Here is a 16,026-nt window from a genome sequence, read left to right as displayed (position 1 = left end):
CTTTCGGACTCATTGACTCAAACCAAGGTTACTGCAAACTCGTTTGAATCACATGTAGAAAATCCGCTACAGGTGTGATCCATGTCATATCATAAGCCCTAGCAACAATGTAAAGCGTAAACAACACATACAAGCTGAGTAGAGCATAAGCTTTTTTCTTGCCGGTACCCGCCCCAAAGTAGAAGATGAAGAACGCCGCAACAGTTAAAGCAAGTAACAAGATACGCAGCTCAGATACATGTGCCACCATCTCCACAGGCATTGAGATGTCACCGTATATGAGGGTGAATAAGAATAGAGGCAAACCTAGAGCAAAACAAATATCGAAAATATTACTGCCCAACGCATTGGATACAGCATCATCATAGTTGCCTTTTTTCGCATCTTTGATAGACAAAATAGTATCCGGCACACTGCTAGCGGCAGCGGCAATAACAACAGCCACAAAATATCCTTCAATACCTACAGCATGGCCAAGCAACTCGCAGCCATACACCAAGAAATAACAGGCTACAGCAATAAAGGAGGTTGCAATAGAAAGGAGCACCCAAGCATTGGCTGTTTTAATGTCATTGCTGCCGATAACTGCGGCTTCTAAGTCGAGCTTTAAAAAAGCTAACAAGCGGTTAGAAGAGGGGGCATTATCGTCTTCCTCGTCTTCTTCCTCCTCTTCAGCATCATCCCCTGTCTGCTTTTCCATAGAAGCGAACATATAACCTACGTAGCCTAAATAAAGCAGCATTAGCATCAATCCATGCCACCACTTGAGAGTGGCGCCAATCGTTACGATCAATACAAACTCAATGGCAATAAGCGCTAAACCATCACGTAAAATCACTTTCTTGGAAACAGGAATTGAAGTTAGCTTGAACATTTTAAGAGCAGCAATAATACTGGCTGCGGGAATAATCATGGTATTGAAAACCGCACTACCTGCGGTGGTTCCGATACCACCTGCAAAGCCGCTGGTGTCGGTAAATAAAAACAAGAAGACAAATGTAGCGAATAATTCGGGCATGGAACTGCCGATAGCATTGATTGATGCGCCTTTCACCCCTTCTGATAGATTTCTGCCAAGGTAATCAGCAGCAGTTTCAAACCCATCGCACGCCTTCGCAATAACACCCGTTGATATCACAACCAGCACCAACGACAAAATAATATCCACTCACTTACTCCTGTTTTATTTGCGATCGATCATAAGTCGATACACGTTAAATTGTTATTTTTAGCCATACTAAGTGATACGCTAAATAGTCGTCTAGGCAAAAAGTATGAACGCTCACTCAGCTTAGTGTTTATAACACCTTATCGATATCACACAATTTGCAGGTATTATTATTGAGGCCCATTATCATAGCTGTTAGCTAAATATACCACCGCTATACGCCAAATATTCACGGCCTAAATTTACTAATTTGTGGCGCCAGTTCATAAAACAAGGGATGGCGGTCACAAAATAAAGATATCATTAGGCTTTGATCAATCAATCACCATTAAGCACATCGCAATGCCATCTGGCAGCTATTACAACAATTCAACACCGTCATCATGACATTATTTTGAAAAAAAAAAATCTCTGTTGAGCGTAAGTAAGCTTCCACTTACAGATTTGCACAACGATCGGTGCAGCTGTGTTACTTTCGGGTCTATTAAGGAACTCGAAATAGATATCTGCACACAAATTATCCCTTGTCATAGTGTGCAGTTAGGCATTGCTCAATTATAGCGGCGGTTATTAGCGATAACTCTTACTACGATATAAACCCGGTGCCTGCTCTCGAAGTCGTTCCAACCTTCGATCGGACACCACTTTTCCTAAACTTGGGTGGCGAGCTTTCGATTTGTCTCGTTTAAAGTGCACTTCAACATGGTTGTAGCCGGCTGTTGGCGTGCTAGTACCGCCGTGTCTTCTCATTGCTGACATGTGTTTGTTGAGCGAACTTTTTCTGGGGACATCGGCTAAAAAAGCCTCTTGTGCATCTCGGCTGGGGAAGAAAAACTGCTTCGAGCCATTTCTTATCTTTTGTCTCTGATATCCATCCTCACCTTGCTCTCTAAGACGCCCATGACGAGAACCTGAAGAAAAGTGCAAGGTAGGCTTACTACCTCTTTGCCTAGTGGCAAAGCGCAAGTTGGAGAAGTTGAAAACTTCATCTGCTGTTTGCTGCTTCCTTAGCTCTCGTGCACTTTTTGAACGAGTTAACTTATGCCTTTCCTGTCGGCTTACCTCTGAGCCCCAGTTAACATGTTTCTCCTCTGGTGCAGGTGCCGCTGGCATGTGTCGAAAAAAACCAAATCTATTGCTGTGATAATGCGCTTGTGGCGCGGTGTGTCGAGGTTCCACTGGGCGGTGATGCCGCCTCCGGCTATGACTGTAGCCGTGATGTTGTTGGTCATATCCATCTTGCCTCCAGTGCTGATATGGTTGATGAACATGCGCCTGATGGGCGTAACCATAGTGTTGTTGAGGATAGTTATAAGCTTGCTGAGGGTAGCCATATTGCTGCTGCGGATAGCCCCACGGCCTTCCCCCCCATTGAAAAGCCAAACTCTTATCCGCAATTGGAAACACATTCCTCTGGTTTTTTGCCGACATAGCATGCATTATCCGCGCATTACCGGTATTTCCCAGCGGGGTAAGCGCTGACGTTGATCCTGCCCTGTTGTGACTACCTATTCCAGCTAGCGGGTTCGTCATGAATTTCACACCTTTTGGGTTCAGTATCGTCGATAAAAAGAAAAAGCGTATCAATAAAGAAGAAATCGATAATTGGTGAAAGTAGGGACAAAAAAGTTCGGCCCTCATCGGTTGCAATACCTTCGAAAAATGGCTTCTGAAGATTCTTAAAGAGTAGAAATTGAAAGACGCGAAAATAGGTAGGCAATATAATTTAATTTGGCAATAGATCGGCAGAAGACAGTAGATCTAAGGCATACTCATACAACTTTAATCGTCATCCATATCATCAAGGCTCTCATCGTTTTCTAATTCGTCGATTAATGAGGAAATAGCATCGTCTAATTCATCCTCCGCTAAATCCAATCCTTGTGCCTTTAACATCGCGGCGACCATGTCTTCTTCACCTTCTTCATCCTCCCCCGCTTCGCTTCCTTCATCCCCCTGGCTTGCATCTGCTGGAGCATCCTGTGCAGCAGACGCCTGTGTTTCTTGCTCATCAATGTTCTCCACCATGGCCATTTCATCTAAATCATCGAGTGGATCATCATTATTATCAGCAGCGAAATCTTGATCTTGCGCAGTTTCAGTTTCTCCAGCTTCACTTTGTCCAGAGTTGTCTTCTTGCGTAGAATCTGCCTCTATTTCAGCATTCTGTGTATCTGCATCAAAAACCTCAGGTTCAGGAGAAAAAACTTCGGGTTCATTCGCTTCATCGTCATTTCCCTCATCACTATCATCAATAGGGTCGAGATCTTCCATTGGTGGTTCTTCTTCCAGTTCATCTTCCTGTTCTGGTTCAGCTTGTTCGGTCTCATCCTCGCCTTCTGTAATTTTTTCTTCTGAGAACTGCTCTAAGATTTCCTCGTCCTTATTACCTCCCATAATCTTTCTAAAAACAAGAAAGCCTAAGCCAAAAAGCAGCAGGTTACCAAGCCCAAGAGCGACATATAATACCCAATCTGGAAGACCTTCAGACTCGGCGTCTTGACCTTCTTCGTTAACAGAATCTTCTTCTTTTGCCGGCTCAGCAGTGGCTTCTGGTGCGGCAGTTTTAGTGGGTTCAGGAGAGGCTTTTTCCTCCTCAAAAAAATCCTCTTTATTTTCAACGAAGCCGTCATCGATAGAATAGTTAAAGCGTACGGGGTCAAGTTCAACATTGAAACTATTACCATCTTGTGTCTGACCCCGAATTTTAATATTGGCAATGTATTCGCCCTCGATTTCCGGGCGAATGTTAGTTTGCCAAGTATCTACATCTGTCGACGATAAAGGTCTTATTTTTTTGCGACCGTCAGGGGAAACAACCGTGGCGCTGACTTGCGTTTTATCTATGTCAACATCGCCATTATATGAACGGGCAATTAATACATATTCCACTTTACCGTCATTAAAAACTTGCTCTATGTCGGCCCCAAAAGGCTGCCTTGTGGTAAATTGGTGATTAAATTCTCGAACAAAACTTTTACCGTCTACGAGGATGGATAACTGATAAATTCCTTCTTTATCAAAGTTTGGCAACGCAACAGTAAACATACCATCTTTTGGGGGATTCTGAGTATCCAGCGTAGAAGACCAAATCTCTCTTAAATCAAATTCATCTTGACCACCTAACATCGTCATGGAAATATCCATTAACGAGAGGAACTCAGCACGCGTTACTTTGTTACCATCTTCCTGTAGAAAAAAGGAGACGCTCTCCTGCTGATCTCTAAGTATATTGTTAGGCAATGGCTTAACGCGCAGATTGAGATTACTAACCACTGTAACGCGGCTGTTTGGTGCCATATCTGCCACCACATCCCATTGACCTTCAAGGGGTTGTTTTATGGTAATTAAATCGTAATTATCACCTTTATACCAACTGACATATTTTGAGCTGGTTGAACTGGTAACCACTTCTTTATCAGGGCCAATGAGTTGGGTTTGCTTGCTATCTGAGCTGCGGAAGATTAACGCGGTAAATTCTTCAACACTTGAGTCGACAACGAAACCATCGTCAGATAAGGGCACTTCTTCCATTGGCGCAGCGACATCGAATGCTTTGAGAAAAACGGTCATCAGATCATCGGCAGATTTAGCTACCGCTGCAATACCGTCGGTTCCCAGTGATAACTTGTTAAGCAAATCTGTGTCGGCATTATCAGATAAAGCGATGGTGTGAACAGTAACATCGGCGTTCTTTATTTTTGGTAATATATCATCGACGATGCGACGCCATTCTTTTTTGTTTTTGGTAGGGTCTTTATCGATATCCACCATACCATCGGTAAGTAAAATAATACTGGTGCGGTGATCTTGGCGCTGATTTTCAATATCATATAGCGCCTTCTCCAAGGCTTCTCCAATATTAGTAAAAAGCCCTAAAGAATTAATTTCCTTCGACTTCTGACTCGCGTCTTTACGCCACTTTTCATCAATTGCTTGATGCTTTACCAGCATGTTGACCCAGCGACCAAAGGTCCAGATACCGGCCTTGCCCTCTTCTGGTAGAAGCTGTACGAGAAGATCGACAGCAGGTTGTCTCAGGTTATTTGGATCATTTTGCTTCATACTCCCTGAAACATCGATAACTAGGCGGACATCCGGCGGCAATGGCTCTGCGGCTGTCTGTCCATAACTAGAAAAACAGGTGCAGTAAATAATGAAGAAAAGGCTGAGTCTAAGTGCCTTAAGGCGACAAATCATGGGATATCAGGCACGCTCCATTTTTCTCAGTAACTTGAGTATTAAACCAAGACAAACGTATATATTTTAGTTATAGCACCGAAGCTTTAGGTTTGCTAAAAAACTATATCTATTAGGCTAACAAGCCTATTAAGTCCCAAGCCATGAGGCAGATTAAGGTTAACAGGCGTGACGCAAGAAAGAGAATGATAAGACCGGAGAAAGAAGACTAATACGTGCTATTGTCGACGAGATTTAAGCCATAACACGATATACAGTAAACTCGATAACATTAAGCTTGCGAGCAAGGCAATCAGCAGTGGCTTTCCCGCCCGCCAAAAAGCCTGTGGGCCTTGAAAAGCACCTTCTAAAATACTGATCAGCCAAGCCGGAGAGAGGTAGCGTCCTGTGGGCTCGGTATACCAAGGCACTAACAAAAATACTGCCAGTAAAATACGCAATACATTACGAGTTTCACTAAACCGAATTCTGGCTGTCATAAACCACCACGCGATTAGCATAACCGCCGTCCCTGCTAGATATACAGCCCAGGCCGAAAGATATTCTTCTTGTGTAAACATAAATTTTTACATACTCACTCTGTGAGCCGCATTCTAACTGCGCTATGGCGATATCAAAAGGGCAATAGATAGATTCTTGTCAAATATTTTAAGTAAAAGCTGTGATGAGAGTGTTTTTTGTACAAAGCAGAGGATGGTAGGCCCAGGTCTATGACCTACCACAAGTTTTTTTAAGCACACAGAGTAGCAGTAAGCTTACAAGTGTTTACCTTTATTCCAACCGTCTTCAGCGAGTAAACGATTGCCCGCAGTTTCAGCCCCCTCCTCCAAGGTGGTTCCCATACTGTCGTTCCAACGGTTAAGGTAGCCGAACAAAGCTATCACACCTAACAACTCAACAATTTCGCCATCATTCCAATGCTCATGCAAACGGGCATTGATCTCGTCATCAACACCATTAGGGACAGTAGATGCCACCAAGGCAAAGTCTAAAGCTGCACGCTCGGCTTCTGAAAACGCGTCATGGGTTCGATAGTCCCATATATTTGCTAGTTTTTCTGCGTCTGCGCCATAACGTTCAGCGGCGAGAATCGTATGCGCTTGGCAATAACGACAGCCCGTAGCATGACTCGAAATATAGCCCACCATACGTTTTAGAGAGCTCGTCACGCGCCCTTTATTTTCCATAACGGATTTATTTAGCTGGATAAACGATCGCGCAATCGCAGGGCGGTGTTGCATTGTCAAAACGCTATTTGGGCAAAAGCCCAAGGTCTCATTAAAAAAACGGGCTAAATCTGCTGTTTCCGGATCATGGCTGGCGTCAAGAGGGCTCACTAATGGCATAACGACTATTCCTGGGGTTTGTTAATACTAATTGTATCGCATCTACCAGAAAGCATACTTTCACCTGGCGAGGGCATGCTCAAATTAGTGTGAACGAGCCCCTGGCAACACAAACGACATTTAGCAATTCTAAACGAAAGCGTACTAGCTGCGCCAGGCGAAAAAATAGGAGTTAATTATTTATTGTTAGTATGACTTATTAATAGTGTAACGGTGATTAATAATGTGGCGGCGGCACATCATGTTGATCACTATCACCAATAGCCATCTCCAGGGTTTTCATCTTTTTATAAATATGCTGTAGCTGCTTTTGTAGCATAATAATTGTTTTCTCCTGCTCAGCTACACGCTCATTTAAGGTATTTAAGGTATCTTCCTGAAAACTGATACGGGATTGTAAATCATGAATATATTCTTCATTAGTCATCGTGCTGTTCTACCAGATTGCTAGAGCGATTTGCTGTCACCGCGTTGAAACTCTTAACCACGTTGAAACTCCGCGTGAATTTCCAGTTCTATTTCATCGCCAATGCTCGGCACATAACGATCTAAACCATACTCTGAACGAATAATTGAGGCTTTAGCAGAAAATCCCAAAGTATATTTTCTAGTAAGCAAGTTGTTTGCTGCGCCATTAACATGAACAAATAGGGAAATAGGTTTGGTTACACCAAGGAACGTCAGCTCACCTATAAATTCAATATTTTTTTCATCGATACGTTGGGCTGAGTTTGTTTTAAAATATGCTTGAGGATAATTTTCAGTATCAAACCAAAAGCGACCTTTGAGAGCACGCTCAAACTTTTCATTATTGACATCGACACTGGTCATATCCACAAGCGCTTCGAGGGAGGAGTTCTCAATATTTTTCGAATCAAAACGCAGGCTTGCATCGAAGGCGTTAAAACGACCAATAAATTTTGAAAAGCCGAGGTGATCCACTTTAAATAACAAAGCGGCATGTTGCTTATCCAGTTGATAGTTACCGCCTTTAATTTCTACTAGCTGCTGTTTAAGCTTTGGTTTTAACAAACTTGCGCAGCCACTTAGTAAAAATACAATACAAGTGAATAAAAAAAATCGATTTACAGCGTTAAGATATGGAATCTGGTGCGTTATATTCGGTCGCATAGTTGTTCTCAATAAGCCGGCTTACAAGACCCAGTGAACAATACGCTCTTCTAGGTCGTCTTCGTTTATGTTGTCTTCACTGATAGCACGATAACGTATGGACATACTGGCTTCGTGAACGCTTTCTGGATTTCCACTGACGAGCGGGTGCCAATTATAAAGAGGCTTTCCTTGGGATAATAGTCGATAAGCACAGGTCAGCGGCAACCAGTCGTAATCGTAAAGATTTTCTGGCGTAAGTGTTACGCAGGTAGGCACCAATACCGAACGTTCACTGTAACGCTCGCAATGACAGGTGTCATTATTGGAGTAACGACAAACCACGTCGGTATAAAAAATCTCACCACTGTCTTCATCTTCTAGTTTATGTAGACAACATTGACCACAGCCATCACAGAGAGACTCCCACTCCTCTCTGGTCATTTCACTCAGTTCTTTAGTTTGCCAAAATGGCTGTACGTCGGACATAATTATTTCGAGATATAGTTATTTCAAGGTATTTCTATATGGGTTTCTGAGTCAACTTATCATTGGCGATTTGTTGCATATAACTCTCGGGTGCTGGCGGCATCTGTAAATAAAACCCCTGGCTATCGAGACTCTCTAACACTTTTGCTACATCGGCACGGGCAAGTTTTTTTTCCGGGGTCAATAGCATCGTCATCGCCAGTTCGAGTTTACCTGTTTGTTCCAACAAGGCTTGTGGTAACTCATCAATACTGCTGCCTTTAGCCAAATAGATATAGGCACCTTCCTTCTTTTTGCAGCGGTAGATATCAACTATTTTTTTCACTTAATTTCCTTGGTTTTTGGTGATTTCTAATAGAGCATTACCAATAATATCTCGCCGCCAACCGGCAAAGCTTAAAGGTATTTGCACATCCCCTCTACGAAGGCCATGGATAAGGAATTCATAGTCCTTTTTCTTAGCCAACAATTCATTGGGAACATTCAGTTGGTCAGCTATTTGTGCCACCTTGTTCTTCAGAATATCCAAAAGTGCCCTCTCCTCAGCGGTTAGCGGTGCAGGTAAGCGCGCCGGCAACTCTTGCTCAGGGATATTCTTTACCGCACTGACAATTTTAATTATTTTACTACCGTTGCTGCGAATCATTCGCTCATTCAAGCCTTCGTAGCCTTTCAGCTGGGAAACATGTGTTGGCACTTGTTGGGCAAGAGAAAATAATGCCGATTCCTTCACTATGCGATTGCGCGGCACATTTTTTTCTTGTGCTAAATCTTCACGCCAACGACTCAACTGAATTAAAGACGCCAATTGCCTAGGACTGAGTTTCCAAGCAGATTTAAAGCGCAAATGGCTACGATCCGGGTCTTGGTTGACAAAAAAGTTTTGCACCAGTGCACGACTGTCTTGCTGAACCCACTCAAGGCGTTTACTCGATGCCATTTGTTCAATCGTGTAACTGGCTAGCTTAAATAGATACTCCACATCGATCGCAGCGTAATGCAATTGCGACTGGCTAAGCGGCCGCTGCAACCAATTTGAACGAGTCTCACTTTTAGGCAGATCTATATTCAGCACCAAACGCACCAGATTAGCATAACCAACGGAGTACCCTAGACCTAACACTGCACCTGCAATTTGGGTGTCAATAATATTGTTAGGCAGGCAACCGAAAGCGTAATGAAATACTTCTAAATCTTCCGAGCACGAATGCAACACTTTAACAATATCTTCATTATCTATGATATCGATAAGAGGATAAAAGTCATCAATGGTGGTGGGGTCGATAAGGTAGTTTTTTTCCCCATCATTGACTTGAATTAGACCAGCAATAGGGTAATACGTGTTAGAACGCATAAACTCTGTATCAAACGCTAACATGCTTTTACTTTGCCAATGACCACAGATTTGCTCTAGATGTTCATTGGTTTCCACCCAAATAATAGGTTGTTTAACTAAATTCTCCGACATGAGACTCCTAAATTTCCCTGCGACTGCTTAACGCATGTGCAAGCGTACCGCCATCAATAAATTCAAGCTCGCCGCCAATAGGCACGCCGTGAGCTATGCGTGTCACTTTAACCCCGTGAGCCTTCGCCCGCTCGTTGATATAGTAGGAGGTCGCTTCACCTTCCATGGTGGGATTGGTAGCAATAATTAATTCTTGAATATCTTCTTCAACAAGGCGTCTTTCCAGAAGGTCGATACCAATTTCTTGCGGGCCGATACCATCTATCGGAGAAAGCCGCCCGAGCAAAACAAAATAGCCGCCATCAAACGTGCACGACTGTTCTAGGGCAATAACATCGGCTGGAGTTTCAACAACACACAGTATGTGATGATTACGCTTTGGGTTTGAGCAGATGCTACAGATATCCTGCTCGGTTAAAGTACGGCACTTTTGACAGCGTTTAACACTTTGTACTGCCTTGGCAAGAGCCTCAGACAATACCTCTGCGCCTACGCGATCACGCTCCAACAAATGTAATGCCATCCGTTGTGCTGATTTCGGTCCGACGCCTGGCAATTTGCGCAAAGCTAAAATGAGTTGATCGATTACAGGAGAAAACATCAAAGAAAAATATACTAGCGCTTAAATTAAAACGGCATTTTAAAGCCTGGTGGCATTTCAATACCACCGGTCAAGTTGCCCATGATTTCTTTATTTGCTTGTTCAACACGACGCACTGCGTCATTAACTGCAGCTGCAATTAAGTCCTCAAGCATGCTTTTGTCTTCTTCCATCAAACTGCTGTCTATCTCAACTTTACGCACGTCATGTCGCCCAGTCATCACTATTTTAACCAAGCCGGCTCCAGACTCACCTGTCACCTCTTTATTGGCTAGGTCTTTTTGCAGGTCTGCCATTTTTTCTTGCATCTGCTGTGCTTGTTTCATGATATCGCCGATGCCTTTGATCATGAATTGATTCCTCACAATAATTAAGTTGGGTACTATTTACTTACGTTGGGTATTTTACTGTTTCTTCTTGTATAACGGCGCCAAATTCCCGTTCCAAGGTTTGCACAACGGGATCCGCTTTTAACTGATCTAAAGCCTGTGCATAGCGCTCTTTATGGACACGTTGATCATGCTCTGAGGGTGTTTCCATGCCTTCAGGGATAGCAGCCAGATGGATATCTACTTTCACCGGCTGACCGAAGTAATCACTTAATAAGTCAGCCATACGGTGGCCGTGTGATGGGTCAAATAAGCTTGTCTTATCCTGATTCAAGATAAATTGAATCCCGTTACCTTCACGGCCTACCATGACGCAATTTGCCGCGGTACTCTGCACAATACCGCGAATTTTCATCTGATGGTAGACATCTACCCACTGATGAGGTGCAAAACTCTCCAGCGCTATCTTGGCAGTGCTAACATCATCAGCATCTTTAAGCGCTAGATTTGCCACATTTGCCAAATTAGCAGCTGGGCTAGCAGTCTCTTGGCCATCGGCATGAGACTTATTATCAATTTTAGCACCGCCGTCACGCGCTGTAACAGCGGTACTTTTCTTTCTATCCACCGCAGTTTCAGTCATCATCTGGGCGATGGAATCCATAATCGCAGCACGATCAGGTTTGGCGTTTTGTTTGCCACTCCCTTCATCAGCTTGATTGCCTTGAACAGGATGTGAATCGGCAGCAGTATCAGCAAGGGTATTCGCTGTAAGCTCTTGAACCTGCTTGTGATTTGCTAAGCCTTCATCAGTAGCAGCTTTCTCAGCACTTTTTGCTGCACTTTCTGTTGGAGCTTTCACCTCCACCATTGACGATGCATTGGCGTTGCCTACACTGCCTTTGGTTTCATTAATAGCTGTTGAAGGCTCTTGATGATGGCGCTTTATTGGCTGATGGCTCTTTACCTGCGCTATCTGCTGGCTAATCTGTGATTGATTGTCATCGGTAACCCTAGCCGGCGGTGCATCTTGCGGCACCGTTTCATTGATGGCTGCTTGGGGCTTTTTTATCTGCTCTGGTGCCGCCTCCAACGACGCACTGTGATTCTCAGCCGCAGACGAGATAACATGTTCTTGAGGAAGTTGTTTGGTCGGCACATCCACAACTCCCTGAGGTTTGAAGACCAACATTCTCAGTAAAGTCATCTCAAAGCCTGTGCGCGGATCAGATGCCAGAGGTAAGTCGCGCCGCCCCACAAGGGCCGTCTGATAGTAAAGTTGCACATCCTCAGCTGCAAGATTTTGCGCGAACTGCAAAATCTGCTGGCGATCTCCATAGCTATTATCTAGCGCGTCAGGCAGTACCTGCGCTATAGCTATGCGATGCAATAGCGCAATCAAGTCAGCCAAGGCAGCATCATAGTTAGGCGCATGATCGGCGAAGTTTGCCACAGCAGCTAACATCGCTTTACCATCACAGGCAACAATAGCTTGCATTATCTGGTCGATGAGAATGTGATCAATACTGCCCAGCATAGAAGCGACTTCAGTCTCTAAAACTTTACCACCGCCAAAGGCTACTGCTTGATCGGTAAGACTAAGAGCATCACGCATACTGCCATCGGCCGAACGAGCTAACTGCCAGAGCCCCGCTTCTTCGAAAGGAATCATTTCTTGAGTCAATACATGCTGCAGATGACCTACAATCCGCTCGGGGCTGAGGTTTTTTAAATTAAACTGCAAGCAGCGAGAAAGGATTGTGACAGGCAATTTTTGCGGGTCTGTGGTTGCCAGCAAAAATTTAACATGCTCAGGTGGCTCTTCAAGCGTTTTAAGCAAGGCATTAAAACTATGATTAGACAGCATATGTACCTCATCGATGAGGTAGATTTTATAGCGTCCACGAGTCGGAGCATATTGCACGTTGTCCAGCAGTTCTCGTGTATCTTCAACCTTGGTACGCGAGGCCGCGTCCACTTCGATTAAGTCAATAAAGCGGCCTTCTGCGATTTCACGACAGGCTGTGCATTTTCCACAGGGCTCTGAACTGACGCCAGTTTCACAGTTGAGACATTTGGCCAAGATACGAGCAATGGTTGTTTTACCTACGCCACGCGTACCGGTAAACAAATACGCGTGATGTAAGCGCTTATGGTCAAGGGCATTGATCATGGCTTGTAACACATGCTCTTGCCCCACCATTTCTCTAAATATTCGTGGGCGCCACTTGCGGGCTAAAACCTGATAACTCATCGTATCCTGATATTCACCAATCTATTAAGGCTTGAAGTATAACGTAAGCAGCCGTCGAAAAACCTTGTTTTTTCTATCGCTCACGAGAAACGGGCAATACAGCCGTCAACACGAACCACGGGCATACGCATTTATCTATATTTGCATTTGCGGTTTGTGATACTTACATCTACGGATGAAATGAAAACGAGATTAAAGAGGAGCCAAACTTGAATTTGGAGATGACCCAACCAGCCACACCCCGGCGCACACTCATACCACTACCGTTGCTCCCTTCCGGGCCTGGCGGGGTTCGCGGCGAATTGTCGCGGGGGGACCAATCGGGCCACCATAGAACATTGAGGATGAATAAATCCGCCTCAAGGGCTGCGCATTATCCCAATATAAATCGAGTTTTCAAGCTCTATATGGCAAAAGTCGTAAATTTCTTTGTAGATGATGGAAATTCAGCCAGCGCAGCCTCTTATTTTCAGATCAGCACAACACCCGCAGGGATATCACATGCTCAACATTTTTAATACACTCGATAACATCGTCGCTGGGTTTATCAGCCAAATCGAGAATATTGTACGCCACCTCATTGCGGCTCTTATTTACCATATCCACAACATTGACTTTGTTTTCAGCAAATACCGACAATACATGACCGAGAACACCCGAAACATTAGCGTTGGTAAAAGTAATTCTGCAGCCCGCATTTCCCCTAGGCATAGAGGTATGGGGGAAATTGACAGAATTGACGATATTGCCATTCTCCAGGTAGTCCATCAGTTGATTAGCCGCCATTACAGCGCAATTTTCTTCTGCCTCAGCGGTGCTAGCCCCAATGTGAGGTAAAGCGATAACCCCTTCATGCCCAATCAAACATGGCTCCGGAAAATCGCAGACATATTGTCGGATAGTTCCCTGATTAAGAGCAGCTACCATAGCATTTGCATCGACGATGGATTCACGAGCAAAGTTCAACACAGCAGCAGAAGGCTTCATCAAGTTCAAGGTTTCTTGATTGATAAGGTGATGTGTTGCAGGTATTGCAGGGACATGCAAGGAAAGATAATCCACACAGCTTAGTAATGCTTCAATCGACTCCATTCTGCGCACCTGGCTTGATAGTCGCCACGCCGCGTCGATGGATATTGCAGGATCATAGCCCACTACATCCATACCCAGGCTAAGGGCAACATTAGCCACCATCGAACCGATGGCGCCAAGGCCAACGATACCGATGGTTTTGTTGGTGAGTTCACTTCCAGCAAAGCGTTTTTTCTCTTTTTCCAATAGCTTTGACATTTCAGCCGCATCGCTCATCTCAGACAAGGTGGAAACATAACGCTGCCCTTGCATAATCCCTCGAGAACTCAATAATAGGCCTGCCAGCACAAGCTCTTTTACTGCATTAGCATTGGCACCTGGAGTATTGAACACGACCACACCACGCTGGGTGTATTCTTCTATTGGAATATTGTTAGTCCCAGCACCGGCTCGCGCAATAGCACTAACAGTGTCTGGTAACACTTCACCATGTAATTTATGACTGCGCAGTAGCACTGCATTAGGTGAAGAAATATCTTCGCCGACATTATATTTGTCGCTAAACCGACTCAAGCCTTTATCAGAGATCTTATTGTAGGTTCGAATATGAAACATAGTGTTTTATCAACTTTTTTATTTATCAGTCTACGGAGTCGTTTGCTATTCACTTTGCCGTAAAGAGCAAAAGAGTCAGTGTGAAAGTTATAATTCGCTCTTAGCTTCTAAGCTTGTTTAACTACTTGGTCGTAAGTAAGCGCGATCCAAGACATTAACTTGTTAAGATCTTCGGCCTCAACAGTAGCCCCACCCCAGATGCGAATACCCGCAGGTGCATCACGATAAGCGCCGATATCGTAAGCAACCTTCTCTTGTTCCAGCAATTTAACGATCTGTTTTACTTGATCAGGCTCGGCATCTAAAGTTAAGCAGATGCTCGTATTGGAGATCGTGTGCGGATCGTGGGCTAGAAAACTCAGCCATTCATTAGCGCTGACAAACTCTTCAACAATCGCTAAATTATTATTCGACTTATCAATGAGTGCCTGCACGCCGCCTAAACTCTCTACCCAGGAGAGCGCATCTAAATAATCGGCCACACATAACATAGATGGCGTATTTATAGTGGCCCCTTTGAAAATTCCCTCGATCAGCTTTCCACCTTTGGTCATGCGGAATATTTTCGGCATCGGCCAAGGTGGCGTATAGCTCTCTAAGCGCTCTACTGCTCTTGGGCTAAGTACCAACATCCCATGAGCACCTTCACCACCCAACACTTTTTGCCAACTAAAGGTGCCAACATCAATTTTTTGCCATGGGATATCCATGGCAAACGCGGCAGATGTAGCATCGCAAATAGACAAACCTTCACGCTCATCGGGAATCCAATCGCCATTGGGAACCTTGACCCCGGAGGTGGTGCCATTCCATGTAAACACAACATCATTATTGAAATCGACAGCATCAAGATCGGGCAAATAACCGTAGTCCGCCTCAAATAAACGCACATTATCAAGCTTTAGTTGCTTGGTAATATCGGTTACCCAGCCCTTACCGAAAGATTCCCAAGCTAAGACATCAACACCTCGTTGGCCCAGCAGCGACCACATTGCCATCTCCATGGCGCCGGTATCGGAAGCTGGCACCACGCCAACTCGATACCCTTCTGGCAGCCCCAAAAGCTCCGCCGTTTTCAGGCACGCCTGGCTGAGGGCATCTTTTCCCAAGGATGATCGATGAGATCGTCCTAGCGTATTTAGTTGAAGGTTCTCAACCGCATACCCGGGCCTTTTACTGCATGGTCCGGATGAGAAATTAGGATTATTTGGTTTAGCTGGGGATTGCATACTTATCCTCTAAAAATACGATTTTTGTGGCTCATGATGGAAGCAAGTACATAATGTTCAGGCAGGCCGAACACTATAAAGACCGCGACAGGGTCACCATCGTTAAGACTTATAGTGTTTGTCAACGCAAGTTCTTATCGTAATAAACTGGAACTTGATGTAATAAATATTTATCTGCCGGGTGA

Annotated in this window: 15 protein-coding genes and 1 other RNA gene; all 16 read right to left on the bottom strand. The window is 44.4% G+C overall.

Going from position 1 to position 16,026, the window contains the following annotated elements:
* Positions 1-28 precede the first annotated feature (28 nt).
* The 16 genes from BVC89_RS10030 to BVC89_RS09950 all read right to left on the bottom strand — a co-directional run bounded on the left by BVC89_RS10030 (position 29) and on the right by BVC89_RS09950 (position 15,841).
* Positions 29-1,168: a sodium:calcium antiporter gene (locus tag BVC89_RS10030; RefSeq protein WP_086931063.1), complete on the bottom strand. Its 1,140-nt coding sequence runs from the start codon at positions 1,166-1,168 to the stop codon at positions 29-31.
* A gap of 570 nt (positions 1,169-1,738) precedes the next feature.
* A complete protein-coding gene (locus BVC89_RS29665; protein WP_158657869.1) occupies positions 1,739-2,701 on the bottom strand; it encodes a hypothetical protein in 963 nt (320 codons plus the stop codon).
* A gap of 249 nt (positions 2,702-2,950) precedes the next feature.
* A complete protein-coding gene (locus BVC89_RS10015; RefSeq protein WP_086931060.1) occupies positions 2,951-5,368 on the bottom strand; it encodes a VWA domain-containing protein in 2,418 nt (805 codons plus the stop codon).
* 218 nt (positions 5,369-5,586) lie between these two features.
* Complete coding sequence (locus tag BVC89_RS10010; protein ID WP_086931059.1) at positions 5,587-5,928, bottom strand: hypothetical protein; 342 nt, start codon at positions 5,926-5,928, stop codon at positions 5,587-5,589.
* A gap of 195 nt (positions 5,929-6,123) precedes the next feature.
* Positions 6,124-6,714, bottom strand: a complete 591-nt coding sequence (locus BVC89_RS10005) for a carboxymuconolactone decarboxylase family protein (protein ID WP_086931058.1) — start codon at positions 6,712-6,714, stop codon at positions 6,124-6,126.
* A 217-nt stretch (positions 6,715-6,931) separates the two neighbouring features.
* The gene (locus BVC89_RS10000; RefSeq protein WP_086931057.1) at positions 6,932-7,141 is read right to left on the bottom strand and encodes a SlyX family protein; all 210 of its coding nucleotides are present in this window, start codon (positions 7,139-7,141) and stop codon (positions 6,932-6,934) included.
* A gap of 53 nt (positions 7,142-7,194) precedes the next feature.
* Entirely contained in the window at positions 7,195-7,746 is a 552-nt protein-coding gene (locus BVC89_RS09995) for a YceI family protein (RefSeq protein ID WP_158657868.1), read from the bottom strand.
* 120 nt (positions 7,747-7,866) lie between these two features.
* Positions 7,867-8,313 (bottom strand): YcgN family cysteine cluster protein, encoded by a 447-nt coding sequence (locus tag BVC89_RS09990; RefSeq protein WP_086931055.1) that lies wholly within the window; start codon positions 8,311-8,313, stop codon positions 7,867-7,869.
* Between the two features lie 34 nt (positions 8,314-8,347).
* Complete coding sequence (locus tag BVC89_RS09985) at positions 8,348-8,638, bottom strand: YcgL domain-containing protein (RefSeq protein WP_086931054.1); 291 nt, start codon at positions 8,636-8,638, stop codon at positions 8,348-8,350.
* Positions 8,639-9,781, bottom strand: coding sequence for a ribonuclease D (gene rnd / locus BVC89_RS09980; RefSeq protein WP_086931053.1), 1,143 nt, complete (start codon positions 9,779-9,781; stop codon positions 8,639-8,641). It lies immediately after the preceding gene.
* Between the two features lie 7 nt (positions 9,782-9,788).
* On the bottom strand, positions 9,789-10,382 hold the full coding sequence (gene recR, locus BVC89_RS09975; protein WP_086931052.1) for a recombination mediator RecR: 594 nt from the start codon (positions 10,380-10,382) through the stop codon (positions 9,789-9,791).
* Positions 10,383-10,408: 26 nt separating this feature from the next.
* Positions 10,409-10,729 carry a YbaB/EbfC family nucleoid-associated protein gene (locus BVC89_RS09970; RefSeq protein ID WP_425428390.1) on the bottom strand — a complete coding sequence of 107 codons (321 nt, stop codon included), beginning with the start codon at positions 10,727-10,729 and terminating at the stop codon, positions 10,409-10,411.
* A gap of 43 nt (positions 10,730-10,772) precedes the next feature.
* The gene (gene dnaX / locus BVC89_RS09965; protein WP_086931050.1) at positions 10,773-12,965 is read right to left on the bottom strand and encodes a DNA polymerase III subunit gamma/tau; all 2,193 of its coding nucleotides are present in this window, start codon (positions 12,963-12,965) and stop codon (positions 10,773-10,775) included.
* 225 nt (positions 12,966-13,190) lie between these two features.
* Positions 13,191-13,287, bottom strand: an RNA gene (gene ffs / locus BVC89_RS09960) — signal recognition particle sRNA small type.
* 152 nt (positions 13,288-13,439) lie between these two features.
* On the bottom strand, positions 13,440-14,612 hold the full coding sequence (locus tag BVC89_RS09955) for a 3-phosphoglycerate dehydrogenase family protein (protein WP_086931049.1): 1,173 nt from the start codon (positions 14,610-14,612) through the stop codon (positions 13,440-13,442).
* 107 nt (positions 14,613-14,719) lie between these two features.
* Positions 14,720-15,841, bottom strand: coding sequence for a phosphoserine transaminase (locus tag BVC89_RS09950; RefSeq protein ID WP_086931048.1), 1,122 nt, complete (start codon positions 15,839-15,841; stop codon positions 14,720-14,722).
* Positions 15,842-16,026: the final 185 nt, after the last annotated feature.

Source organism: Agarilytica rhodophyticola (genome assembly GCF_002157225.2).
Lineage (GTDB): Bacteria > Pseudomonadota > Gammaproteobacteria > Pseudomonadales > Cellvibrionaceae > Agarilytica > Agarilytica rhodophyticola.
This window is presented reverse-complemented; position numbering and strand designations above follow the sequence as displayed.